Genomic DNA, 24,072 nt, shown 5'->3' on the forward strand with positions numbered 1-24,072 from the left:
ATCTCGTCTATGTTCCAGGCGACCATGTTATTGAAGATTGGTTTTCACAAGACGATCCCACAGGTCCTTCCATGCGGAGCTGTTCTGAGCGAGTACGTCCCAATCCGGATTGATGCCATTGCTCTGGGTCTCAACAGAGAACGATGGATCATCCTTGTATTTATCCGGTACAGCAGCGGCTGTGCTGGTCACTGGTGTTCCGGTTGCTTCGGCGTAACGTGTCAGCGCGTCTGCACTCAGCAGCTCATTGATAATTTCATTGGCCACGCGTGTTTGTTCGGGTGTTGAACCTTTAACAACCTGGAGCGAGTACGGAAACGAGATTGCCCCTTCTTCCGGATAAGCTACAGCCAGCGGTGAACCACCATCGATCCAGGTTTGAGCGACTTGCGCACTGAATGGTGCAATAAGGGCATCACCGGATTCGAGCAATGCTTTCAACTGGTCGTTGGATGTAACGAGCGTGCCGACTTGATCACTGTGGTCAGCCCAATATTGAAATGCAGGTTCAGGATTGTCGTAGGATGCGCCGATTTCCTCACCTTTGGTTGCAATCAGAGGGGAAATATAGGAATAGAACATGTAATCCCATAATGCGGTTTTACCTTTGAATTGCTCGTTATCCCACAGATCATTCCAACTGGTTGGCGGCGTAGTTACCAGATCTTTGTTGTAAACCAGGCCGAAGCTGGATACGCCCCATACAACGCCCTTGTTGTCAGGCTGGTGAAATTGTTCAGGAATGTCCTTGATGTTTGTTACGATGCTGGTATCCAGGGGCTCCCACATATCATCGTTTACGCCTTTGGCTGTTGCATCTGCATTAAAGTAACCGAAGTTGACGACCGGATTGTTCGGATCGGCTTGTTTGCCCGCTACCATTTTGGGATACATGATTGCATTGGAGGATTCCTCGAAAGTAACTTCAACGTTAGGGTGTTCCTTGACATATTCCGCAACCACTTCTTTAGGTACGACGTCCTGATTGGAGCCTGCCCAGATAAACATGGTCAGCTTGATTTTGTCGCCGCTGCTATCCGAAGTGCCCCCATTCTCTGAAGCGGTTCCCGAGCTGCTTGCTCCGCCGCAGGCTGAAAGAATAAGTGAAGCAGTAAGCGTTAATGAGGCCAAGCTGAAAAAACGTTTGCGCTTTGATTTAAACATACGAATTCCCCCATAAGATTAGTTGGTTTAATACCCATACACGTTCACATTTTGCAGGCTTACGTGCGACCTGTTCCCTGCAGTCCGATGCTGTTCCTTAATCCGCTCACGGTGGAGGCAATTTCCTCGGTTGTCACGGACAGTCCATTGGCATGCCTTTGTTCCAAGATATCCATCGAACGACGCTTCAGGTAATCCCGAAGAGCAAGTGGATATTCCTTTAATGCTTGTCCCAACGTCAGCTGCATCTCATCGCTCCAGATGGCTTCGAATTGATCTCTGGTTGGACCATACCTGAAATCTTCCACATTGATCTGCATCGTCGCCCGCAGTGATTGCGTTTCGGACTCGTCAACATTCGTGCCCTTCACCACGACGCCATAAAGTTCACGTGCTTTTGCCATGGAAAGCAAACCGCTTCGAACGTCTGCGAGCACGGACTGGGCTTTTCGATTTAATGGATCACCATATCCTCCTCCTCCTTGGGACAGGAAGGTCACCGTATCCCCAGGTTGCAGCAGCAGTTCGTCGATTCGGCCAAGGTTTCTTTCATCGGGAAGCCCCTCGTTTAGAATAGCCTCTCCATGCATTCCGACATCGCCGCCCATTCGGCCCCAAGGCTGAAATTCCATGCGCTCCATGTTGCGTGCCGTCATAACCGTGTCTGGTGTGACGATTCTAACCCGCAAGGCGATCCCGCTTCCGCCGCGATATTCCCCGGCGCCCGCGGAGTCTTCGCGAAGCCCGTAATGCTCAATGAGGACTGGCATTTCCGCCTCCACCGTTTCTGCCGGAATGTTGCGCAGATGACCAACAGCGAAATCCATACCGTCAATGCCGTCTTTCATTGGTCTTGCTCCGGAACCACCGCAGATTGGCTGGATAACCCCAACTTTTTTCTTTCCGTCATTTGCATCCGTCATTGCCATCATGACGATACAGGCTTGTCCTGCTCCAGCCGCAGGCACTTTACTGACCTCGGCTTTGCTAAGAGCACCCGTGATCACGTCCATCAGACGGATAAACGTGGCTGCACGTGCGCCGACAGCAGCCATCGGTTCCGGATTCAGCACCGAGGCTGGTGGCGCGTAATTGCTCACCATACGGATCATGCCGGAGTTCCATGGAATTGTCGGGTCCAAGGTGCGGAAATATCGAATCAACGCAGGTACTAGCATGTAGTGGCCTTGCTGATTATGCGTAGGGATATTAAACGAAGCCCGGACTTGAGGGTCGGTTCCGCTGAAATCGAGATGAATGTTGCTATCTTCGACTGTCATTTTGCAACGTAAACGGATTGGATATCCTCCGGGTCCCTTCTCGAGATAATCCCAGAAATCGTAAGCTCCATCCGGAATTTCACGAACGATGGCACGAGCCTTCATTTCGGCATATTCAAGCAATTGCTCGATGCCCTGCTCAATCCGTTCCGCGCCATAACGCGCGATCAGCTCGGCAAGCCGCTGTTCACCCCGATTCAAGGCTGCCATCAGCGCTTTGAGATCCCCAAGGTTTTGCTCTGGAATCCGGCTGTTATCCAGAAACATTCGCATAACCTGCTCGTTCAACACGCCTGCTTCATATAACTTGACTGGGGCGATGCGTATGCCTTCCATATGAATATCGTATGCACTTGGAGAGACACTTCCAGGTACCTTACCGCCAACATCGGATGAGTGAACGAAACACATCCCATAGGCAATAATGCGCCCCTCGTGGAAGTAGGGCTTGATGAGATGAATGTCAGGCAGATGGGTTACCATGCCTTTGGTCGCATAAGGATCATTGCAGATAACCAAGTCCCCTTCCTGCCAATCCTCAATGCTGCGTATCGTTGCTTCTGCTGGAATACCGAGCGAAAGGTTATACCCTGTTTCCAGCGGTGAACCAAACGTCTCTCCGGAAGGAGACAATAGATAAGTACCGAAATCACCGGTCTCTTTGACAAAAGCGGTAAATCCCGTTCGGAGAACGACGTTAGCCATCTCTTCGACCGCCGCTTGGATTCGATTATTGAAAATTTCCAGAAATACCTTATCTGCGATCATTCCGCCGCCTCCCCGATCAGATTGCCGTGCGCATCCCTTCTTACGTTATAACCTGGAGGAACAAAAATGGTCGTATCGTATTCCTCCACAATGACTGGACCCGGAATACTTGCTTCCAGCGGGATCTGTTCCCTAGTCAGCACTTTCGCCGTTCTCCGCGCATGATCGAACGTTATCATTCGTTCCTCTGCTCCTCCGCCATGACTGACTTGAGCATACGAATCCACGCTTCCATGGCTTGGTACGATGCCGACAATTGTCGCCCGCAGGCTGATGAACATCACTTCGGATTCCGGCTGGCTGATTCCAAAGACATTTTGATAGAACGCATGGAACTTCTCCTTGGCCTGTTCAGGATCGGCAATCTCTTCCTGCGTTAGGGCAATCTCCAAATCAAAGGCCTGTCCTTCATATCGCATATCGGCACTGTAGAGACAGTAGACGCTCTCGAGTTCAACACCGCCCCGGGCCTCTATCTCTACCCAGCTTCGCCCCTGCTGCTCCAGATCTGCATAATAGGAGGCCAATTCTCCACTGGCTAATGCATGGCTGCTCTTGTGCAGTGATAGGACAAAGTCGTTTCGAAGATTTGCCACCGTGCAGCCCATGGCACAAAGTGTTCCAGGAGCAGGTGGCACGAGTACACGCCGGATCCCGACTTCCCGAGCCATCAGAAACGCATGCATTGGTCCCGCTCCTCCGTAAGCCAGCAGTGTGAAATCACGCGGATCGACACCCTTACGAGCCATTAGAGGCGAAAATTGCGCGTACATGTTCGCTGTGGCCACATCCAGAATCGCTTGTGCGGTCTGTGATGCGTCAAGCCCCAGCTTCGTGCCGACCGTGTTCAGTGCACGTTCCGCGAGCTCTGGATGAAGTCTCATCTGACCACCAAGGAAACGATCTGCCTGCAAAATGCCAAGCTGCAGGTAAGCATCCGTCGTTGTCGGTTCCTCGCCTCCTCGGCCGTAACATGCAGGTCCCGGATAGGCTCCGGCGCTGCGTGGACCAACCTTGAGTACACCGACGCTGTCGAGCCATGCAATCGATCCACCTCCTGCGCCAATCGCCGTAACATCAACTGCCGGCAAAATGACCGGAAAATCACCGACCTTGTTTTCCGTGGAATACGCTGGCTCCTTGTCGATTAAAGCCACATCCACACTTGTGCCGCCCATGTCGAACGTAATGACTTGATCAATGCCGGCCTTCCAGGCAATATGCGTCGCTGCAATAACACCCGAAGCCGGACCCGAGAGCAGGGTGCGAACAGGTTCACTCGCTGCGCTTGCCGCTGTCATAATGCCGCCGTTGGACATCGTGGAGAGCAGATTTGCTTTTAAACCGTACTGATGAATACCTTCCTGCAGCCTAACAAAGTACGAACCCATGCGTTCACCCACATATGCATTCATGGCCGTTGCGAGTGTCCGTTCGAATTCACGCTGCTGCGGCCAGATGGCACTACTGCGGCAAATAAACAACTGCGGATACCGTTCCTTGATCATCTCTTCGGCTTCCTTCTCATGAGCAGGGTTAGCGTAAGAGTGCATAAAGCTGATCGCCAGTGCGGTAATGCCTTCGTTCACCAATTCGTCAACTGCCTGTACCAGCTGATCTTTGTTGAGAGGTTGCAGCACGTCTCCACTAGCTAGCGCCCGTTCTTCAATTTCTTTGACGAGATATCTCGGTACGAGCGCCTCCGTTTTATCACCGTACAGGTTCGTCGTATCCTCCAGGCGAAGTCTTCGAATTTCAAGAATGTCCCGAAAGCCCTGGGTTACGAGCAGCCCGGTTACAGCTCCATTGCGTTCAATCAACGTGTTCACACCAAGCGTCGTGCCATGCACGAACATATCGATATCGCCAATGTCGACACCTTGTTCCTGAAGCTGATCCAATGCATTAAAAATAGCCTGTTCTGGCGCTTCTGCGATAGATGGCGTTTTCAGTGCAGCCACCATTCTGCCTTGCCGATCCGTCACCAGCGCGTCCGTGAACGTGCCCCCGATGTCGATACCCAAGCGATAGTTTTTGTCCACAAGTTCATCTCCTTTTTAACGCGCTTCCTCGATGTTTAATATCTGGTTTTTTATAGCAAAATAACGTTTGACATCTTCGATCATCTGATTGATATGATTGACCATCGCGGCTTCGGCTTCTTCCGGGGACCGTGATATGATGGCATCCAGGATCTGGCGATGATCCACCACCAATTCACTCCCAACCGTGCGCCGAATGTACGCAGTCTCCAGAAAGTCTCTGCTGGTGTCCCATACCAATTCCACGGCATGACGCAAAAACTGGTTTTGGGCTGCAAAGGCGAGCAACCGGTGGAATTCCCGATCTTCCTCATAAGGTATGATATTTTGCTCCAATTTCCGATGCTGCTCCTTAATCGATTGTTCGAGCAGATGGATATATTCTTTTGTGGCATGCTCCGCTGCCAAGGAAGCAATCTCCCGTTCAAGTGCTTTTCGTGCAACGAGAATGTCGAGCAGCGCCTTTTCCCCAGAATGGTTCAGCGTCTGCATCAGGCGTGAGTTCGCATTTTTTTGCTGCAGCTCCCGTTCAATTAACTTCAGCCGTTCTGAACCCGCTTCGGTCAAAATACGACCTTTCCTGCCTTCCAGTGCCGTGTACCCTTCAACGTCCATCTCCATAAGCCGTCTGCCTATAGTTGCCTGGCTTAATCCATATTTTTTGCCTAAGGTATGAACGAGCGTACTTGCACCGATAGGAGCAGTTGCATCCTGAAGCTGCTTGAGCAGGTCGTACTCCAATTCCAATTCATATAACTCTGGAGCCACATGTTCCCCTCCTATATATGTAAGTTTCACTATCTTGTTACTCACTGATGATTAACGTAATAAACAGAAGTATAACTTCTATCGAACATAATATCAATCATTCTGACCAAATTAGTATGAATTGATTTTTTAAATGACATTTTATCTGATAAGATCATGGATAGACTCCGAAAATAAACAATCATCTATATTTTTCATCCTTACGGAAGAAGGATTACTTCTATAGTACGAATCACTCATTTGCGTTGTTCATGATGATTTGAATATGCAAATTTTGTTAGAAGGGATTAAATTGAAACAAAATAGCAAAAGGACATTACCATCCATTGGATAGTAATGCCCCAGATGACAAAACCAAATCTCCCCTGCCGTCAGCTCGCTTTCGCGAGTTTCGTGCCACGTACGGACGATATCGCATATACGATCAGTGAAGTCCAGATCAACGCAAACCCAACAAGGAGAACCGGCGATACGGATTCCTTAAATACGAATATGCTTAGGAACAGCATGATGGTTGGCCCGATGTATTGTACGAATCCGAGTGTGGACAGCGACATCCGTGCAGCAGCACGAGCAAAAAATAAGAGCGGCAGCGCCGTTACTACGCCAGAAAGAAGCAGGCCGATAAACATAGACGAAGACAGCGTCCATGCAGTCGATTCTCCTACGACCGCCAAATAGATCCAATAGCCCAGTGCGATGGGCAGCACTACTGCCGTCTCCGACAGCAAGCCTACAGAAGCGTCTTGAACCGTCTTTTTCTTCGCAAGTCCATACAAGCCAAACGATGCAGCCAGCGAGATCGCGACCCACGGAAATCGACCATAGTCGATGGCGATAATGAGTACTGCGACAGCAGCAATAGCAATGGCGAGCCACTGGCCGCGGTTTGGCTTCTCATGGAGGAAAACAACGGCTAGCAGTACGTTAAGCAGTGGGTTCAAATAGTAACCAAGACTTGTCTCAACAACGTGCCCATTGTTGACGGCCCAGATGAAAATAAGCCAATTCACTGCAATCAACAGTCCACTTGTGGCGAGCGATAGCAGCTGTGACCGATTAGCAGCAATTCGCTTCATATCACCCCAGCGGCGCTGGACAGCCACGAGAATACCCATGAAGACAAACGACCAGACGACACGGTGGGACAGAATCTCGCCTGCGGGCACATCATTGAACAATTTCCAATAGAGCGGGAGAACCCCCCACATGATATAAGCAATAATAGCGTTGACTAACCCGTTATTCATGAATCCAATTCTCCTCTTCTCTCTCTCTGATGTCTGAACGGATTATACGCCTTGATCCTAACCTAAGTAAAGGAAATAATCAGGCATGTATGAAGCCACGCTCAATTCGAACTGTCTTGGGAAGCTGCAGTAAAGTATAGTAAGTTTAGTTCGAACTATATTCCAGGAGGCTACAGCCATGTCACAGGATATTTGGATTAACCTTCCAGTCAAAGACGTTGAGAAATCTACTGCTTTTTTCAATGAGATTGGATTCCATGCGGTAAGCGTTGGTAGCGAAAGAGCCAGGCTTACCATCGGTCAAACCACAATTCTGCTGTTCCCGGATGCGTCGTTTGAGAAATTTACAGGTTCAACCATCGCAGATACTTCCCATAGCGCAGAAGTCATATTCTCAATTGGTGCTAACAGCAGAGAAGAAGTTGATGCTTTTATTCAGAAAGTTGAAGTTGCCGGAGGAAGTATCTTTGGAAAACCAGCTGAAAATGAAGGCTGGATGTACGGTGCAGGATTTGCTGACCTCGACGGTCACCGGTGGAACCTGCTATATATGGATGAGAGCAAAATGCCGAAACGCTAATTAAAAACGCCGGTAACCTTATTAAGGTCACCGGCGTTTTCGTTATACCTCTTCACTCTTACCCTCTTGCCTCTTACTGATTACTCATGACATGTAGATAAAAGTTCAGATCGTTCTCTAGGTGCTTTTTCATCAACTCTTCGGCTTTCTCGCCATCTCTGGACTTGATTGCATTATAAATTTCTTCATGCTCATCAATCAGATGAGGACGATTGTAGATGACAACGGTTTTCCTGAACAGATAAATAATAGCCTGCATCCGGTCTATAATATCGATCATGAGTGGATTATTACTCGCTTTTACAATGTCATTATGGAAGCTTTCATTCGCGGACATAATCTCATCCTTGGTCCCCGATCTCCCGATTTCCACATACTTGTACAGTTCCTCAATCTCGTTGTCTTTCAGGAAATTCGCCGCGCATTTAGCTGAATACCCTTCCAACAATATCCGAACATTGAACAAATTACGTAAGTCCTTTTCCGTTGGCTTGACCACTTTCTTTTGAACAATTAATCCTTCGTTCTCCAGTTTTCGTATGGAATCCCTTATGGGCGTTCTGCTAACTCCAAGCTCTGCCGCTAGTTTCTCTTCAACGATCTTTGTACCGCTAGGAAGCTCACCGTTTAAGATCTTGTCTCGGAGAATTTCGTAACACTGATGATACGCCGGTCGTGAGCTATTATTGTCATGCACTAACTTCACCTCAGTTTCATTTCTCATCATAAATATAGTACCAAATTATGTTCATAAAATCATTCCAATAAACGATGCCTCGCAATAAAAGTATACGTTAATTCATTAATTGTATACAATTTTATATTTTAATGTATACAATTTTTAATTTTTAGTATACAATGAAAACGCAAACAACGATGTAAGCGGTTGCTGAAGCAATCATTTTATATTCCGTAACTTAAGTTCACTTCAACGTTGTTTGAATCTAATCTGTGTACAGCAATCAATTCATAGGCATATAAGCCTTTCTTAGAAAAGTTATTAGGAGGAAAACATCATGGCAAAAAAAGTTGGCTTTATTGGACTCGGCATCATGGGGAAACCGATGGCTTTAAACCTCAGAAAAAAAGGACACGAATTAACCGTTAATGATCTGAATCAGGAAGCGGTACAAATATTGGTAGAATCGGGTGCAGCTGCTGCCGCCTCACCTAGAGAAGTCGCTGAAAACTGTGAAATCATCATCACGATGCTCCCTGCATCTCAACATGTGCAAGCTGTTGTTCTGGGTGAACAAGGCATTTTATCCGGAGCCAAAGAAGGCTCGATTATTATCGATATGAGTTCCATTACTCCTGCTGTTTCCATTGCTCTTGCAGAAGAAGCTGCGAAAAAAGGCGTCGGCTTTTTGGATGCCCCCGTTAGCGGCGGAGAACCTAAAGCCATTGATGGTACATTAGCCATTATGGTGGGCGGTAAAGAAAGCGTATTCGAACAAGCCAAGTCCGTATTGTTTGATATGGGGACGGCTGTTACCTTGGTTGGAGATAGCGGTTGCGGAGTTACAGCAAAGCTCGCGAATCAAATTATCGTTAACTTAAATATCGCTGCGATGTCCGAAGCCCTTGTCCTGGCTGCGAAAGCGGGTATCGATATTGAGAAAATGTATCAGGCCATCCGAGGCGGATTAGCAGGCAGTGCTGTTCTTGATGCCAAAGTTCCGCTCATTCTGGACAGAAACTTTGCCCCAGGAGGCACGATTGCTATCAATATGAAGGATATTGCCAATGTCATGGATACAGCTCATGAAATTGGAGTACCTCTTCCCCTTTCCAGTCACCTGTTGGAAATATTCCATGCCTTAAAAGTGGACGGGAAATTAATGGACGATCACGGCGGAATCGTACAATACTATGAAAAATTAGCAAATGTTGAAGTTAGGGGTCTTGGCCATGAAAACGAATAAACGCTCTGTTGAAGAAGTGTTCAGTAACATTCCTTCTGTGGATACCAGCCTTGTCCAGGAAATGATCGATAAAGAGCTTCAACGCTTTAATCACAAAATTATCGTGTTGGATGATGATCCAACCGGTGTTCAAACGGTACATGGTGTATCGGTCTATACGGATTGGTCATTGGAGAGCATCGACAGGGGGTTTAAGGAAGAGAATTCGATGTTCTTTGTTCTCACCAACTCACGCGGATTTACGGCTGCGGAAACGACAAAAGCACACCAGGACATTGCTGCAAATATCGTAGCAGCTGCCAAGAAAAACAACCGCGAGTTCACCATTATTAGTCGTGGAGATTCTACACTCAGAGGTCACTACCCGCTGGAAACGGAAGTATTGAAGGATACCGTGGAAGCACAGTCGGATATCCGATTTGACGGTGAGATCATCCTTCCTTTCTTCAAAGAAGGCGGACGCTTCACGATCGATAATATTCACTATGTGCAATATGATACGGAACTGGTTCCTGCCGGAGAAACCGAATTTGCCAAGGACCGCACCTTTGGTTACACCAAATCCCATTTGGGTGAGTGGGCTGAGGAAAAATCGAATGGTCAGTATAAAGCTGAACACATGACTTACATTTCGCTTGAAAGCCTGCGTGCCATGAACTTGGATCTGATTGAACAGCAGCTGTTGAGCGTTGAAGGTTTTAACAAAGTTATTGTAAATGCGGTCGACTATGTCGATGTACAGATCTTCACCATTGCTTTAATTCGAGCCATCAACCAAGGTAAACACTTTATGTTTAGAAGTGCTGCTGCCCTTACCAAGGTTATGGGTGGCGTTAGTGACAAAAGTCTGCTCACGCGTGAAGAGATGATGAGTGATCACACAAACCATGGCGGATTAGTCATCATCGGATCCCATGTTAAGAAAACAACGGAACAGTTTGAAGAATTGAAGAAATCCGGTGCAGTAGAATTTGTTGAATTTAATGTTCACCTTGTTCTGGAGCCCGATCAATTCGAGAACGAGCTTGATAGAGTTGTGGAGACTACCAACCAATTCATTCTTCAAGGTAAAAATGTGGCTGTCTACACTCGAAGAGAACGCTTGGATCTTGGAGAAGACCGAAAAGAAGAGGAATTAAAACTTTCCGTCAAAATTTCGGATGCCGTCACGAGTATTGTCAAACGTTTGGAAGTAAGACCATCGTATATCATTGCTAAAGGTGGAATTACCTCGAGCGATATTGGAACGAACGGTCTGGAAGTAAAACGAGCTACTGTTGCTGGACAGATTCGTCCAGGTATCCCTGTGTGGACAACAGGCAGTGAAAGTAAATTCCCGGGGATTTCCTATGTCATCTTCCCTGGTAACGTCGGTACCAAAACGGATTTGAGAGAAGTCGTTGAGATGTTGAGTTCGTAATCATTCTAATTCAATTCAATATGACCAGACTGTAAGGAGTAACGCTGATAACGAAGTGATACCAAAATCAATCGTGCACTCCTTACAATAGGGTCTCCTTAATCAAGCCAATAAAGAAAAGAGGAAAATACATGCCAATTATCTCTGTTACCATTGGGGTCATTTTACTGCTCATATTAATGATGGCTTTTAAGTTAAACGCTTTCATATCACTCATTATTGTATCCCTGGCCGTTGGCGTACTGGAAGGAATGACACCGATTCAGGCTGTCGAATCTATTGAATCCGGTCTGGGCGGAACGTTAGGACATTTAACGATGATTATTATTTTCGGAGGTATCCTCGGAAAACTGATGACCGATTCCGGTGGTGCGCAGCGTATTGCGACAACCATGATCGGTGCCTTCGGTCAAAAACGGACTCAGCTAGCAGCAGTTATTACAGCGGCTATTGTTGGAATCGCTTTATTCTTTGAAACAGGAGTGGTGGTATTAATTCCATTGGTATTTACCATTGCGAGAGCTGCACGTGTTCCAGTTCTATATCTGGGAATGCCCGTTATTGCAGCCCTTATCACCATGCACGGATTCGTCCCTCCGCATCCTGGACCGACAGCGGTTGCTAACGTTTTTGGAGCCAATATCGGATTAACGATGATCCTGGGTATAATTATTGCGATCCCTGCCTTTATCCTTGCGGGTCCGGTTTACACCAAGTTGTTCAAAAAAGAAGCATTACAGATCGATATCCCTAAAGGTCTGTTTAATCCGAAGGAATTCAAAGAAGAAGAACTTCCTAAATTCGGAATCAGTCTTTTTACAGCTCTTCTACCGGTCATTTTGATCGCACTTCAGACCGTTGTTGAGATTTTTGCTCCTGATTCAGCAATTTCGCCAGTAACGGACTTTATCGGTAATGCAAATGTGGCTCTGTTAATTTCAGTTATTGTGGCTATCTTTACTTTTGGGTTAAATCTGGGCAAAAAAATGCCTGAGATTATGACCTCACTGAGCGAATCTGTAAGCGGAATCGGAATGATCCTTTTAATCATCGCTGGTGGTGGTGCGTTTAAGCAAGTTTTGATCGACAGTCATATTGACCAATATATTTCTGACCTTATGTCAGGTTCGACCCTCTCTCCACTCTTGTTAACCTGGCTGATCGCAGCAATCTTAAGAATTGCCGTCGGTTCTGCAACCGTAGCCGGTATGACAGCAGCTGGTATAGCCGCACCTCTGGTTGCTGCAACGGGCGTAAGTCCCGAATTGATGGTTCTCGCAGCGGGTGCCGGTAGCGTTACCTTCTCTCATGTCAATGATGCAGGATTCTGGATCTACAAGGAGTATTTCAATCTTAGTATCGGTAAAACGATAAAAACCTGGTCGGTCATGGTAACGATAATCTCACTTGTGGGACTTGCTGGTGTCCTGATAATGGATATGTTCATGTAAATCGTTAATAGGTAACGAAGTAATAAAGGCACGTTCTTATCAGAACGATGCCTTTATTTTTTGATTGAGATATTAGAGACTGCGCTTTGATATTGTCCGACTATGATATCTGTTATTCGCCCATTTTCCATTCTTGAATATATTGTAGGAATTCGAATGGAAGGACGGATTGGCATATGAACCGTATTGATCGTGAAGCAATCCTTTTTAATTCTAATGTTGGGGATGGATCTTATGACATTTGGCTTTATCACGTTTCAACAGGTCGGACCATGAAGTTAACCCAGAATCTTGGTGAAGAATTCTCAACTCCATATTGGTCTCCAGATCTTCAGCACATCGCCTTTATCGGCAAAAATAATATGGTGATGGTATTGAATCTTAACAGTAGAACATGGGCACAGATTGATCAGATTAAGCCTTATACTTTACTGAGCTGGTCACCGGATAGTCATTACTTGGCTTATGTCAAGGACCATCGGATTGTGATCTACAATATCTACACGCATGCCAGTGGCTCGATCATTCAATATGGAGTCTCCGATGTTCAATGGTTTCCCTCTGGAGAAGCTTTCCTAATTGCAGCACCGGATGAAGCAGGCATCACTCAACTATATAAGATCAACCGGGATGGCATGAACAAACAGCAATTAACGCGTAATACGGAGGGGCCACTCCACAATGTCAAAATATCTCCTAATGGAGAGTTTGCTCTGTATACATCTCCAGGAGCCAGCATTTCCTTAATCACTACCGTGAATTTATCTACAGGATTGAGCTACCAGCTCCAAGGTGGACCTCAGGCCAAGAACTATTTTCCCGAATGGTCTCCAGACTCGGCGACAGTCGCATACAGTGCCACAGATATCGTGAATAATCAATACGTTTCATTCATCCAAACTGACAGCCGAGCTGGCGGGCAGCAAAAAACATGGGCGGTCTCCACCTGTTTCTCCACCCCTCTTAGTTGGTCTCCGGACGGGAAACGACTTGCCTACTTATCAGGATGCAGCAATCAAGAACAAGCAGACGAAATTTGGGTTATTGATTTAGATCACCCTAATCATCCGACCAAGGTTGTTCAAGCCAAATGGATTACATCTCTAGCTTGGTCACCACAATTCGATGAACATGATTCCTATAAATTATACCTAAACCAGGTATACAAGGTATCCTTCTACTATCCACAAAACTGGCGCAAAGTAACCGAAGAACGATTCGAAGGATCGGACGGATTTTTTCAAATATCGGCCATATCTTCCGAAGAGGAGCTTCACGCAGTATGCAGAGCGGAAGCCTTCCATGTCCTGCAACCCTATGGAACCAATCCTCGAATCTTCCCTGCTTTGGTTCAAGCACAGGAAGCCTGTTTCATATTTCCTTCTGAAGACCAACCCGTAGAGATGAGAAATCAGGCTGCACTTATTGTCAAATATCCTACTCCTGTTGTGATTCAAGGAAGTACGTATTCCTACTTCATCTTGTGGGCCGATCAGGATCACTTAATCTCACTGGTAAAGACTTTGACTTTCATTTAATCGAAAAAGAAAAGCCGCCTTGTAATAGGCGGCTGTTTTCTGTGAGGCATGTGATATGATCTACCTGGTGTACCTTTCAATATCGTTTATCTCCGAATGCGACTCTCTTCGATAATGATCTTCGTACTGACGAACATCATTCTTCAACTTTATTACGAATCCCCATCCCATTAAGGCAAGTAAAAGTACAGTAATCAAGGCATAAGCGAAACTGAATAAATTCATGAAAAAATTAATAAATATTGCGCCCAGTATGAATCCTAAAATCCATAATACCCATTTTGTGCTCTTTTTCAACCATCTTCCTCCTTGAATCGATTCCTTATTTTCCCTTCTATGTATCATAGTACATACGAAGGTAATTATAAATAGTTTCAAATCAAGAAATGAGGATTCACAACTAGATATTAGCGATTTATTAGGTTAAACCATCCTTCGAGTCCAGCTACTACTTCCTCCAATTGCTGTTCCTCCGTGATTGCTGGTGCATGATCTCCTTTTTGTTCCCCGTACGAACCAAACTGTCCATGATTACCGCCTTTGATGCTTACATATGTCGTGCTTTGCGGAAGATTTATTTTGGATTCTTCCCATCGTTCGACATTCAGCACTCCATCATCTGTACCTGTGATCTGTAAGGCGGACAAGTCCGTCTCCTTCAAGCTTCCACTCTCGTCAGCGTAGGACGCTAAGTAAAAGACACCTTCCAGCGTGTCTGTATGCTGCGCAGCATACCGTGATGCAAAGACACCTCCCAGCGAATGCCCACCAATTACAAATGCTTCGTCAGGATGTTCCTCAATAAAAGAATCCGCCTTGTTTTCCCCAAACATGGCTAAATTTAAAGGCATTTCGGCAATATAGACTCTATGTCCTTCTTCTGCTAATTTTCTGGCAAACGGAGCATAACTGGCTGGTTCCACTAGACCTCCCGGATAAAAAATGATGTTGGGTTCCACGATCTCTGTACCCTCCGGTTCAAAGCGATAGCCATTTTTGATCTTATTGATGCTAACCTGACCATCCGGGTTCATGGCTGCTTCGGCTCTTTCCGACGGACTATACGTGACAGATTGGAGATAAACGAAAAGTCCAATCACAACTATAATTACGGATAGACAAGACCAAATGAGGACCTTTTTCCACTTGTTACTGCGTTTTGCTGTCTTCAACTTCATTCCACCTTTATTCATTACTCGTTTTAGTTTCATATAAATTATACTTACCGGTAAGTATAATTACAAGTTGATTTTGCTTATGAACGAGGTTTGTCATAAAATATTCAAGGAGGAGAGTGTGCAATGCCAGATAAATCACCCAAACGTTTACCCGGAAGACCCAAGCAAGCGGATACCCAAATTTCCGTGCAGCAAACGATCATTTTAACGGCTTCCAAATTGTTCATGGAATACGGCTACGAAACTGTCACGCTCCAACAAATTGGAAAACGATGCAATGTGTCTAAGCCGACCATATATTATCACTTTGCTAGCAAGCCTGAACTTTTCAAGGTAGCTATGATAACCATGTTCCAGAATGTACGCCGAGTAACTTCAGACTTTCTTGATCAGTCTGAACATCTGGAGGATGGACTTATACGGCTGGCCGAAGCAAGGCTGGCCAACCCGCATGCAGAGGTTGAAACCATGATTAGAGAAGCTGAGCCTTTTCTTGAGAAAAATCAAATTCAGGAAATCAGAGAAGCCGAGGCTCGCATTCATGACGTATTGGCGTCTCATTTCCAATTGGCCATGGACCAGCAAATACTCCGCGAAGACGACCCCATGTTTTTAGCTGAGACTTTTTCGACCCTGATGTTAATGGGGAATCGGGAGAACACCACACAAAAGTATGAATCTAATCTTGCACTGGGTCAAAGGTTAGTAGGTATCTTTCTGAGAGGTGCAAAATCAACTTAAGTCTTTGTCTCACCAGTGTATTTTATGTTTTTTTGATTTCCTGAGGAACTGTTGCAGATCAGTTCATGAACTGCATTATTAGATTGTTACCCGCAGTCGAGCTTAAGTCTTGGCTGCGGTTTTACATACTGTGTTGTAGAAAATAACGAACAATATAATTACCTACTTTATGCTGTTGGTGATTTTCAATTTTCTGATTATTTATTTTAGTACGTTCTCTACAGGTATAGCTATTCGTACACGTTCTTATTCCTTCATCAGAACTGGGCTCTGGTCCCTACATATAAAAAAAGCCGCTAAATGGTATTAGCGACTTTTCGAAGTACAATGTTTTAGGACTCGGTTAACTACATGTTGAGATCGGACTGAACCTCTTGAGTATGATCGGGTACCTTTCTAACGAGTACGAAGTAAGTGATAATCGCAACAATACTCGTCCCTAACAAAGTAAGGCCCAATGGAACAGCCGTATCTTCACCGGCAATCCCCACCAACGGAGCGACCAACGCGCCAAGCAAGAAGGGAACAACCCCAAGCAATGCTGCGGCACTTCCGGCACTTTTGGCTTGACTCTCCATGGCTAGTGGAAATGCTGCTGTTGACGTAATCCCGATAGAACATACAAAGAAGAACAGCGGTATAACCAGAGCAAATAGAGGGCCATGAGCCAGAGTCACCATCAAGGCAGCAATACTTGCCACAAGCGCAAGCCATAGTCCCGATAATAAGAGCGTCTGCTCAGAGATTCGCTGTGCCAACCGGCCTACAAGCTGAGAGCCAATGATCAGGCTGATCCCGTTGGAAGCAAATAATATAGCAAAAACGGTCGGCGTGACTCCATATATATTTTGATAGATAAAAGGTGTGCCTGCTACATATGCAAAAACCCCAGCCGTCATAATTCCCTGTGCCAGCATGTAACCTACGAACTTCCGGTCACGTAGAAGCTGTCCATAGTTCCGTAACTGAAGTTTAAAGTTAGGAGCAACGCGTCGTTCAGGCGGGTTTGTCTCTTTCAGACGCCACTTGGTCATTGCCCATAAGAACACTCCCAGAACAGAGAGTGAAATGAATACACCAATCCATGTCGTAAATGAAAGAACGCCACTGCCTGCGATCGGTGCTGCCAAAGGCCCCAAATTTCCTACAAGCAGTAATAAGGAGAAGAACTTGGTAAGCTCATGTCCACTGTACAAGTCGCGAGCTATCGCGCGGGAAATAACGATCCCTGCTGAAGCCGAGAAGCCTTGAGTGAAGCGAAACAAAATCAACAGACCAATATTCGGAGCGTAGGCGCACGCCAATGAACAAATGATATAGGCGGCCATGGAAATCAATAACGGTGTACGTCTTCCATAAGCATCGCTCAGTGGTCCCATGACCAGTTGTCCCGCACCTAGCCCTAGCAAGCAAGCAGTAAGACTGAACTGAACAAGTGAAGCGTTCGTGTTGAACGTTGCTGCAATCTCAGGGAATGCTGGTAAATACATGTCGATCGTGAATGGGCCCAAGGTTGAAAACAAACCCAATAATAAGGCCAGGCCTGCAACATTCCATTTGTTGCTTTTAATCATTGATCCATACCTCTCTCTAAAAATTACTTTAAACCTTTAGACAGTATAGCTCTTAGAGTTAACTTTAGGTCAAGCTATATTTGAACGTTCATGATTCAAGCATTGTACGAACTGCTATTAGTTAGCCATGCTTCATGTATTAAACCAAGTAAAATAAAACCGTTAATCATTTTAGATTCACGGTTTTTATCTTTTACTGTTCGTTTGACATAACCTTTAACCACAAACAACACAAAAAAAGCCGCCCATATACACGGCAGCTTCGTTGCTTTTATTTCAATATAACGTTGGGACCGGAGAACAATTGTAGGAACGAATCTCACGCAATCCAATTGAATACTGATTCCATCTCCCGCCAAAAAATCTGTAGCCATAAGCTCTTGATTCACCGACCGCTGTCAGGAAAAACCAGAAGTTGTCTCCATTTCGAAGCCACATATACGTGAAATGATAAATGCAATTTTGAAGTCCCACTGGATTAACAGGATAGGGAAACATGGATTGTGGATAAGCCATATTGTCAGATTCACTCCTTATAGGTAATTGACCTAACACCACTTTATGCCCAGAGTTGCGATTTGGGTTGGGTGTGAGCCCAGGAGATCTGCTGTTTTAAAACATTCAATTTGCATATTAGCTTTCATCCTTGAAATGAAAATGTTCATGATAAATCGCATCCATCCCAACCAACTTACCACTCTTTTTTATGAGAATAGGCGAAGTTTTGATTTAACGGCATTCGAAGTACTTGATAATTCCGATCTCGTGGTAGAGCATTAACTCCGTTCAAAGCTAATTCACGTGTAGTGTAGATACCTATTGGAAAAAAATTAGGAAAAGCTGCTGTTCTATCAGCAACGAAAATTCCCCATACATAATCATTCGTCAGATCCTTCACCTCCTTCTACTTCCATATTGAAAAAACAAAAACCTAATTCCTGAGTAAAAAAAGGATTAGGCTTAAGTAAAATAAGTGCACCTTCCCTTCTTCTCCATTCTCCTCTCAGCTTCAAAAGTAAAAAAACGAACGCGTTCTCGTCAATAACTTTGATATCGCGTTATCCCTTTCTAGATTACAATATTTTCAAGAATAGATTTGCTGAAATATTGCTAATAAGGGGGCAAAGAAATGAACAAGAAGAGCAAATTGGTCATGTTGTCATTATGCATCTCATCCTTATTACTGGCTGCGTGCACGAGTGATGGCAGCGCCGGGAAAAGTCCAACGAACAACGACTCAGACACCAATGAGGCTGGAACGGTAACCATTCACACGGTAACCTCTGAATACACTTCGGCCAAATACCCCAAGGGTGATGATATCACCAACAATGTGTGGATCAGGAGATACAAAGAGAAACTTAATATTGATGTAAAAACAGACTGGGTCAGTGATGAATACGAGACCAAACTGAATCTGGCCATATCATCGAACGATCTTCCTGACGTCTTTCGGGTGAACCCCTCACAATTACGACAGTTAATTGAAGCAGATATGGTCATGGATCTTACGGATGCATTTGATCAGTACGCCTCCGACCGCCTCAAAGGATATATGAAAGCGGATGCAGACAGTTTCGAATCGGGTAAAAAGGACGGCCAATTGTACGGGATACCTCAGATGCACTGGGGTTTAATTGATCAACCGGACTTCGTCTGGATCAGGAACGACTGGAAGGAAGAACTGGGGCTCGAAAATCCAAAATCCGTGGCAGACATCAAGAATATCGCACTGAAATTTATGGAAAAGCACGGTGGTTATGGTATAGCGGTAGATCAATCGCTGGATTATCTGAATCTGCTTGCCATCGCATGGAACGCTCATCCGGATATTTGGATCGAGGATAGCAGCGGAGAGCTCGCATATGGCTCAATTCAACCGGAGATGAAAGCAGCACTGGCTGAATGGGCCGAATGGTATAAGCTTGGCATCATTGATCCGGAATTCGCGATCAAAGACTTTAATGCCATGAATGCCGATATTGTCGCCGGCAAAGTGGGCATGCAGCCTTACTATCAATGGTGGGGCTATAACCCTGGAGTGGATACGGTAGCCAATTTGGGCAAGGACGCCATCTTCTATCCGTATATCATCCCCACAATCGACGGGAAGGAAGCCAAACAATCGATCTCTTTCGCGAACGGCAACTATATTGTCATGAAAAAGGGATTTGAACATGCTGAAGAAGTCATTAAAATCCTGAACGACTATGCTTATATCGTTGATGAAGGCCAAGGCAAGGAATCGCAAGAAACGTTATCCGCCTTACTGGACAACGATATCGCTCACGTGGTTGGGGCCTTCCGTGTACTTAATCCGAACTCGGACTATGAGCAGTTTGAGGCGGTATCCGCAGCACTTCAGTCCAAGGACACCAGCGGGCTCACCACTTCGGGAATGTGGCAAAAATATAATAACAGTATTGAATTCATGGAAAATGCAACGCCAGGAGCAGTCGGTGACTATTTGCAGCAAGGGGCTCCTAAGAATGCTTATGGTCTTGCGAAAAAAGTGCTCGATAGCGAGAACTATGTCAAGACAGGTTTATGGGGAGTAACCCCAGAAGCGCTGGCGAGCTACGGCACAACTCTGGATGATATTCTGACCGAAGGATTCACCAAGATCATTATGGGTACGGAAAGTATCGATTACTTCGATGTGATTGTTCAGAACTGGAGAGCTGCCGGTGGGGATGAAGCGACTCGCGCAGTCAATGAAGCTTACGGGAAATAAATAGGTTTGGTAGCGGGGATGAGGAATTTTAACTTCTCTCCCCTTTTATTTTGCCGGAGATTCAATCTTATTACCGTGAACGGAGGAAAATGAATGCTGAGAAAATTAAAACAGCAGAGTCCTTACCATTTAATGTTGATACCTAGCCTAATTTTGGTTTTCATCTTCAGTTACATCCCATTCTACGGACTCGTTATTGCCTTTCAGAAATACAATCCGGGGCTGGGGTTCAACTCTCCATGGGTAGGATGGGACAATTTCTCGCACGTGTTTAATCAGCCCAATTTCGTTAGGACAATCTGGAACACGCTGTATATGTCAGTCTTCAAAATCATCGGCGGCATTATTGTGCCTGTTATCTTCGCCTTACTGCTCAACGAGGTCGTAAGAAGCGCAGTCAAACGCACCTTCCAAACCCTTGTTTATATCCCTAACTTCCTCTCCTGGGTTATCATGGCTGGCATTATGCTGGATATTCTTAGCGCAGATGGCATCGTCAATTCATTTTTAGGGGTATTCGGGATAGAGAAAATCTCATTTCTAGGCACACCATCCATTTTTCCTTGGACCATGATTATAAGTGATATTTGGAAGGGCTTTGGCTTTGGTACCGTTGTTTATCTGGCAGCCCTAACCAGTATCGATCCCGGGCTATATGAAGCTGCTGTGATTGATGGAGCCAAACGGTGGAAGCAGACCATATATATTACTCTGCCGCTTCTTATGCCCACCATTGTGCTGATGACCGTGTTGTCCCTTGGAAATGTACTTAATGCCGGCTTTGATCAAATTTATAACCTATACTCCCCTGTCGTCTATCAAACAGGCGATATTATCGATACCTATGTGTATCGTTTAGGGATTCAACAGGCGCAATATTCCATCGGTACCGCTGTCGGATTATTCAAATCCATCATATCCACCATACTGATGGCCCTATCTTATTTCCTAGCGTATAGGGTAGCAGGCTATCGCATCTTCTAAGGAGGGCTATCCCTATGATCAACGATAAAAGTATAGGTAGACGTCTGTTTCATATCATAAACTACACCATATTGATGATCATCTCTCTACTATGCATTCTGCCATTTATCAACCTGCTTGCCGTTTCATTTAGCAGCAGCGCAGCAGTGTCTGCAGGCAGTGTTACCTTCTGGCCCGTAGAATTTACGACAAAAGCGTATGAATTTGCATTATCCGGCGGGGCATTCTATTCTTCCCTTTGGGTAGCCGTCAAACGTACCCTGCTAGGGACACTCGTTAATCTTGTCCTGATTGTGCTTACGGCTTATCCGCTCTCGAAAACAAAACAAAAACTAATGGGACGGAATGTATATATGGGGTTTTTCATCGTGACCATGCTATTTAACGGAGGATTAATCCCTACCTATCTCGTGGTAGTCAAAATGGGACTGATCGATTCGATCTGGTCACTGATATTACCTGGCGCTCTTCCTGTCTTCAGTATGGTCATTCTCATGAACTTCATCAGGGGATTGCCAGAAGAGATCGAAGAATCCGCAATTATCGATGGTGCGGGTCCTTTACAAGTCCTTGTCCGTATTTTACTCCCCCTTCTCAAACCTGCTCTCGCAACGGTTGGATTGTTTAGTATCGTTGCCCATTGGAATTCCTGGTTCGACGGAATTATCTATATGAACAATCCGGACAATTATCCATTACAGAGCTATCTGCAGACGCTCCTGCAGAGCTTTGAACAAATCATGCTGAAATCAGGCTCAGATTACACTCAGCTGCTCTCCATGATGAACGCCAGAACCGGGCGTGCCGCCCAGATGTTTTTGGGTGCCATTCCGATCTTGCTCGTTTATCCGTTTCTACAGAAGTATTTTACGAAGGGTTTGGTACTTGGTAGTGTCAAAGGATAACGCAAGAGGCTTGCAGGTTCACCTGCAAGCCTCTATTTTTTTACTCAGGTACACTCGCAATAGCAGGCAGCAGGATGGAGAAAATCGTACCTTCTCCCACCTTGCTCTCCACCCGTACTCCATAGGGTTTGCCAAAATGCAGTTGAATGCGCCGCTGCACATTATGAAGACCGATTCCATTAGAACCATTGCCCGGATCGACCCTTCCTTCCATAAAACTTCGAATGGCATGATATTCCATACCGACACCATTATCACAGACTTCTATTGAAATATTATCACCCTGCGGCTGAATCCGAATCGTAATTACACCGTCTTCTTCGATTTCGGCCAGACCGTGAAAGATGGCATTTTCAATTATGGGCTGTAGAATCATTTTGGGCATAAGATAATCCAGCAGATCATTTTCAATCTCATACCTCATCTGAATAGACCCATAATATCTGACGTTCTGTATGGTTGCGTAATTCATGATATTATCCACTTCCTCACGAATGGTTACCAGGGTTCCATCCGACTTGGTCGCATAGCGAAGCATCGAAATAAGTGCATCTGTCATTTCCACGATTTTGTCGGCTTGCTGCATGGAGGCAATCCATTTTACGGATCCAAGTGTATTGTACAGAAAGTGAGGGTTGATCTGGTCATGAAGTGCTCGCATCTCGGCGGTCGCTTTCTCTATTTCTTCTTTTTGCATTCGCTCAACCATACGTTTCAGTTCATACGACATCTTATTGAAGCGAACGGATAAATGTCCGATCTCGTCTCGAGATCGAACCTCTTCCACCTGTTCAAACTGCCCTTTTTCAACCAGCGCGATATTACGTAAAAGTTTCTTGATGGGACGTGTGATCACATGCGAGAGAAAAATCGAAATAATGGCAGCAAACAGGGACATGACGATAGCCAGCATGATGAGATTACGACCCAGTATTTTGCCATCCGCAGTCAGCTCATCCAAAGGCATATATAAATAAGTGGTCCACTTTTGCTGACTTAGCGGGCTGGTTACGACAATATTCAATGATTCTACTGGACGAACGTTATCACGGAACAAGGTCCCAATCAGCTGGTCATTTACGTTGTATACAATTTTGTCATCCTCATCCACGATCATGAATCTGGAGCGAAGTCCTTCCTGCAAGTTACGATTAACGATCTCTATAAATCTGATATCGATACTGACGACGATCACTCCGAGCAGTTTTCCATTAGTCACATCATGAATCTTGCGTGCGTGTGATACGGCCAGAATTTTATTTTCCAATTGCTTATCAATCCTGGTGGTCAACGTAATCGTTCGATCATCGGAATGCATAAACTTTTTAAACCATAATTCGTTCGCCATCTTAAAGTTGGGGTCTATGGGCTGGTGTGGACTAACGAACAGATCCTGTCCTCCGTTCAAGTTATAGAGGTAAATGGAAAATACGCGGTCCTTCATCATGATGTAATTCATTAGCAGATTATAGGCCGCAATCTCATTCTGCTCCTTACCATCCCGCAGGAAATCCTGGATCGGAAAGCTTCCATCATGTGTCGCAGACAAACTGTCGTTAAGACCATTACTGGCCAGCAGTGAGATTTTCTCGATTTCTTTGAGAAACTCGTCAATACGAATATTGGTCTGCTTGGCCAGATCGCTCAGCAGCTTGGTATAATTCTGTGCCAACAAGCGTTCAGAAGAGTAATATGAATTAATGGTCATTACGAATACCGGAAGGATAATCACTGTCATACAAATCACCAAAATTTTGTACTTGATACGGA

General features: G+C 45.4%; 19 protein-coding genes. 9 read left to right on the top strand and 10 right to left on the bottom strand.

Annotation, left to right across the window (positions count from 1 at the left end; all coding sequences use genetic code 11):
* Positions 1–27: 27 nt before the first annotated feature.
* From GUA98_RS08080 to rarD, 5 genes are all read right to left on the bottom strand, one after another.
* Positions 28–1,164: an ABC transporter substrate-binding protein gene (locus GUA98_RS08080; protein ID WP_193722670.1), complete on the bottom strand. Its 1,137-nt coding sequence runs from the start codon at positions 1,162–1,164 to the stop codon at positions 28–30.
* Positions 1,165–1,223: 59 nt separating this feature from the next.
* Positions 1,224–3,212 (bottom strand): hydantoinase B/oxoprolinase family protein, encoded by a 1,989-nt coding sequence (locus GUA98_RS08085; RefSeq protein ID WP_193722671.1) that lies wholly within the window; start codon positions 3,210–3,212, stop codon positions 1,224–1,226.
* Complete coding sequence (locus GUA98_RS08090; RefSeq protein WP_193722672.1) at positions 3,209–5,254, bottom strand: hydantoinase/oxoprolinase family protein; 2,046 nt, start codon at positions 5,252–5,254, stop codon at positions 3,209–3,211. Before GUA98_RS08090 ends, GUA98_RS08085 begins: the two co-directional genes overlap by 4 nt.
* 15 nt (positions 5,255–5,269) lie before the next feature.
* On the bottom strand, positions 5,270–6,022 hold the full coding sequence (locus GUA98_RS08095; RefSeq protein WP_193722673.1) for an FCD domain-containing protein: 753 nt from the start codon (positions 6,020–6,022) through the stop codon (positions 5,270–5,272).
* A 371-nt stretch (positions 6,023–6,393) separates the two neighbouring features.
* The gene (gene rarD / locus GUA98_RS08100; RefSeq protein ID WP_193722674.1) at positions 6,394–7,272 is read right to left on the bottom strand and encodes an EamA family transporter RarD; all 879 of its coding nucleotides are present in this window, start codon (positions 7,270–7,272) and stop codon (positions 6,394–6,396) included.
* 178 nt (positions 7,273–7,450) lie between these two features.
* Between rarD and GUA98_RS08105 the strand changes: the two genes are divergently transcribed.
* A complete protein-coding gene (locus GUA98_RS08105) occupies positions 7,451–7,852 on the top strand; it encodes a VOC family protein (protein WP_193722675.1) in 402 nt (133 codons plus the stop codon).
* A 73-nt stretch (positions 7,853–7,925) separates the two neighbouring features.
* Here GUA98_RS08105 and GUA98_RS08110 read toward each other — a convergent pair whose 3' ends face one another.
* Positions 7,926–8,576 carry a GntR family transcriptional regulator gene (locus GUA98_RS08110; protein WP_154894378.1) on the bottom strand — a complete coding sequence of 217 codons (651 nt, stop codon included), beginning with the start codon at positions 8,574–8,576 and terminating at the stop codon, positions 7,926–7,928.
* A gap of 292 nt (positions 8,577–8,868) precedes the next feature.
* On the opposite strand from GUA98_RS08110, the gene garR reads away from it, so the two are divergent.
* The 4 genes from garR to GUA98_RS08130 all read left to right on the top strand — a co-directional run bounded on the left by garR (position 8,869) and on the right by GUA98_RS08130 (position 14,186).
* Positions 8,869–9,777 carry a 2-hydroxy-3-oxopropionate reductase gene (gene garR / locus GUA98_RS08115; RefSeq protein WP_193722676.1) on the top strand — a complete coding sequence of 303 codons (909 nt, stop codon included), beginning with the start codon at positions 8,869–8,871 and terminating at the stop codon, positions 9,775–9,777.
* Positions 9,764–11,197, top strand: a complete 1,434-nt coding sequence (locus GUA98_RS08120) for a four-carbon acid sugar kinase family protein (protein WP_193722677.1) — start codon at positions 9,764–9,766, stop codon at positions 11,195–11,197. The genes garR and GUA98_RS08120 overlap by 14 nt, the downstream gene beginning before the upstream one ends.
* Positions 11,198–11,328: 131 nt before the next feature.
* Positions 11,329–12,648, top strand: coding sequence for a gluconate:H+ symporter (locus tag GUA98_RS08125; RefSeq protein ID WP_193722678.1), 1,320 nt, complete (start codon positions 11,329–11,331; stop codon positions 12,646–12,648).
* A 176-nt stretch (positions 12,649–12,824) separates the two neighbouring features.
* Positions 12,825–14,186: a PD40 domain-containing protein gene (locus GUA98_RS08130; protein ID WP_193722679.1), complete on the top strand. Its 1,362-nt coding sequence runs from the start codon at positions 12,825–12,827 to the stop codon at positions 14,184–14,186.
* Between the two features lie 407 nt (positions 14,187–14,593).
* On the opposite strand, the gene GUA98_RS08135 is transcribed toward GUA98_RS08130, so the two are convergent.
* Positions 14,594–15,364: an alpha/beta hydrolase gene (locus GUA98_RS08135; protein ID WP_153978839.1), complete on the bottom strand. Its 771-nt coding sequence runs from the start codon at positions 15,362–15,364 to the stop codon at positions 14,594–14,596.
* A 123-nt stretch (positions 15,365–15,487) separates the two neighbouring features.
* Between GUA98_RS08135 and GUA98_RS08140 the strand changes: the two genes are divergently transcribed.
* Entirely contained in the window at positions 15,488–16,105 is a 618-nt protein-coding gene (locus tag GUA98_RS08140; RefSeq protein ID WP_193722680.1) for a TetR/AcrR family transcriptional regulator, read from the top strand.
* Positions 16,106–16,452: 347 nt separating this feature from the next.
* Here GUA98_RS08140 and GUA98_RS08145 read toward each other — a convergent pair whose 3' ends face one another.
* Together GUA98_RS08145 and GUA98_RS08150 are read right to left on the bottom strand one after the other, a co-directional pair.
* Entirely contained in the window at positions 16,453–17,679 is a 1,227-nt protein-coding gene (locus GUA98_RS08145) for a multidrug effflux MFS transporter (protein ID WP_153978841.1), read from the bottom strand.
* Positions 17,680–17,774: 95 nt separating this feature from the next.
* Positions 17,775–18,068, bottom strand: coding sequence for a hypothetical protein (locus GUA98_RS08150; protein WP_227779488.1), 294 nt, complete (start codon positions 18,066–18,068; stop codon positions 17,775–17,777).
* 740 nt (positions 18,069–18,808) lie between these two features.
* Here GUA98_RS08150 and GUA98_RS08155 point away from each other — a divergent pair.
* From GUA98_RS08155 to GUA98_RS08165, 3 genes are all read left to right on the top strand, one after another.
* Positions 18,809–20,413, top strand: a complete 1,605-nt coding sequence (locus GUA98_RS08155; RefSeq protein ID WP_193722682.1) for an extracellular solute-binding protein — start codon at positions 18,809–18,811, stop codon at positions 20,411–20,413.
* Between the two features lie 93 nt (positions 20,414–20,506).
* Positions 20,507–21,397, top strand: a complete 891-nt coding sequence (locus tag GUA98_RS08160) for an ABC transporter permease (RefSeq protein ID WP_095357605.1) — start codon at positions 20,507–20,509, stop codon at positions 21,395–21,397.
* A gap of 14 nt (positions 21,398–21,411) precedes the next feature.
* The gene (locus GUA98_RS08165) at positions 21,412–22,302 is read left to right on the top strand and encodes a carbohydrate ABC transporter permease (RefSeq protein ID WP_153978844.1); all 891 of its coding nucleotides are present in this window, start codon (positions 21,412–21,414) and stop codon (positions 22,300–22,302) included.
* A gap of 40 nt (positions 22,303–22,342) precedes the next feature.
* Here GUA98_RS08165 and GUA98_RS08170 read toward each other — a convergent pair whose 3' ends face one another.
* Positions 22,343–24,040: a sensor histidine kinase gene (locus tag GUA98_RS08170; protein WP_227779489.1), complete on the bottom strand. Its 1,698-nt coding sequence runs from the start codon at positions 24,038–24,040 to the stop codon at positions 22,343–22,345.
* Between the last annotated feature and the right edge of the window lie 32 nt (positions 24,041–24,072).

Source organism: Paenibacillus sp. P13VS, assembly GCF_015143645.1.
Taxonomy (GTDB): Bacteria; Bacillota; Bacilli; order Paenibacillales; family Paenibacillaceae; genus Paenibacillus; species Paenibacillus xylanilyticus_A.

Excerpts from the sequence above, each read along its gene's own strand:
- rarD (WP_193722674.1), bottom strand. The coding sequence starts at position 7,272 with ATGAATAACGGGTTAGTCAACGCTATTATTGCTTATATCATGTGGGGG.
- GUA98_RS08080 (WP_193722670.1), bottom strand. The coding sequence starts at position 1,164 with ATGTTTAAATCAAAGCGCAAACGTTTTTTCAGCTTGGCCTCATTAACG.
- GUA98_RS08085 (WP_193722671.1), bottom strand. The coding sequence starts at position 3,212 with ATGATCGCAGATAAGGTATTTCTGGAAATTTTCAATAATCGAATCCAA.
- GUA98_RS08170 (WP_227779489.1), bottom strand. The coding sequence starts at position 24,040 with ATGACAGTGATTATCCTTCCGGTATTCGTAATGACCATTAATTCATAT.
- GUA98_RS08130 (WP_193722679.1), top strand. The coding sequence starts at position 12,825 with ATGAACCGTATTGATCGTGAAGCAATCCTTTTTAATTCTAATGTTGGG.
- GUA98_RS08165 (WP_153978844.1), top strand. The coding sequence starts at position 21,412 with ATGATCAACGATAAAAGTATAGGTAGACGTCTGTTTCATATCATAAAC.
- GUA98_RS08135 (WP_153978839.1), bottom strand. The coding sequence starts at position 15,364 with ATGAAGTTGAAGACAGCAAAACGCAGTAACAAGTGGAAAAAGGTCCTC.
- GUA98_RS08120 (WP_193722677.1), top strand. The coding sequence starts at position 9,764 with ATGAAAACGAATAAACGCTCTGTTGAAGAAGTGTTCAGTAACATTCCT.
- GUA98_RS08125 (WP_193722678.1), top strand. The coding sequence starts at position 11,329 with ATGCCAATTATCTCTGTTACCATTGGGGTCATTTTACTGCTCATATTA.
- GUA98_RS08105 (WP_193722675.1), top strand. The coding sequence starts at position 7,451 with ATGTCACAGGATATTTGGATTAACCTTCCAGTCAAAGACGTTGAGAAA.
- GUA98_RS08140 (WP_193722680.1), top strand. The coding sequence starts at position 15,488 with ATGCCAGATAAATCACCCAAACGTTTACCCGGAAGACCCAAGCAAGCG.
- garR (WP_193722676.1), top strand. The coding sequence starts at position 8,869 with ATGGCAAAAAAAGTTGGCTTTATTGGACTCGGCATCATGGGGAAACCG.
- GUA98_RS08145 (WP_153978841.1), bottom strand. The coding sequence starts at position 17,679 with ATGATTAAAAGCAACAAATGGAATGTTGCAGGCCTGGCCTTATTATTG.
- GUA98_RS08155 (WP_193722682.1), top strand. The coding sequence starts at position 18,809 with ATGAACAAGAAGAGCAAATTGGTCATGTTGTCATTATGCATCTCATCC.
- GUA98_RS08160 (WP_095357605.1), top strand. The coding sequence starts at position 20,507 with ATGCTGAGAAAATTAAAACAGCAGAGTCCTTACCATTTAATGTTGATA.
- GUA98_RS08110 (WP_154894378.1), bottom strand. The coding sequence starts at position 8,576 with ATGAGAAATGAAACTGAGGTGAAGTTAGTGCATGACAATAATAGCTCA.